Raw genomic sequence first — 1083 nt, forward strand, 5'->3', positions numbered from 1 at the left:
CGGCCTACACCCTTACCCCGGGACAACCACCGCCCGGGATGGACTACCTTCCTGCGTCACCCCATCACTCACCTACTACCAGCTCGGGTCACCGGCTCCACCACTCCGACCTCGTCCGAAGACTCAGCCGGCGGCTTCACGGGCTTAGCATCACTGGATTCGATGTTTGACGCTTCACAGCGGGTACCGGAATATCAACCGGTTATCCATCGACTACGCCTGTCGGCCTCGCCTTAGGTCCCGACTTACCCTGGGCAGATCAGCTTGACCCAGGAACCCTTAGTCAATCGGCGCACACGTTTCTCACGTGTGAATCGCTACTCATGCCTGCATTCTCACTCGTCAACCGTCCACGACTACCTTCCAGTGCCGCTTCACCCGGCAGACGACGCTCCCCTACCCATCACAGCCTCCGTTGGGAGTACATGCTGCAATGACACGACTTCGGCGGTACGCTTGAGCCCCGCTACATTGTCGGCGCGGAATCACTAGACCAGTGAGCTATTACGCACTCTTTCAAGGGTGGCTGCTTCTAAGCCAACCTCCTGGTTGTCTCTGCGACTCCACATCCTTTCCCACTTAGCGTACGCTTAGGGGCCTTAGTCGATGCTCTGGGCTGTTTCCCTCTCGACCATGGAGCTTATCCCCCACAGTCTCACTGCCGCGCTCTCACTTACCGGCATTCGGAGTTTGGCTAAGGTCAGTAACCCGGTAGGGCCCATCGCCTATCCAGTGCTCTACCTCCGGCAAGAAACACACGACGCTGCACCTAAATGCATTTCGGGGAGAACCAGCTATCACGGAGTTTGATTGGCCTTTCACCCCTAACCACAGGTCATCCCCCAGGTTTTCAACCCTGGTGGGTTCGGTCCTCCACGAAGTCTTACCTCCGCTTCAACCTGCCCATGGCTAGATCACTCCGCTTCGGGTCTTGAGCGTGCTACTAAAACGCCCTGTTCGGACTCGCTTTCGCTACGGCTACCCCACCCGGGTTAACCTCGCAACACACCGCAAACTCGCAGGCTCATTCTTCAAAAGGCACGCAGTCACGAGAACAAGGCAAGCCTTGTTCCGACGCTCCCA

1 rRNA gene is annotated in these 1083 nt (G+C 57.7%); it reads right to left on the reverse strand.

From position 1 onward, the window contains the following. A 23S ribosomal RNA gene (locus ACZ5GT_RS40820) occupies nucleotides 1-1076 on the reverse strand; the annotation flags it as partial. Between the last annotated feature and the right edge of the window lie 7 nt (nucleotides 1077-1083).

The sequence above is a fragment of the Streptomyces sp. NPDC031340 genome (assembly GCF_055569945.1).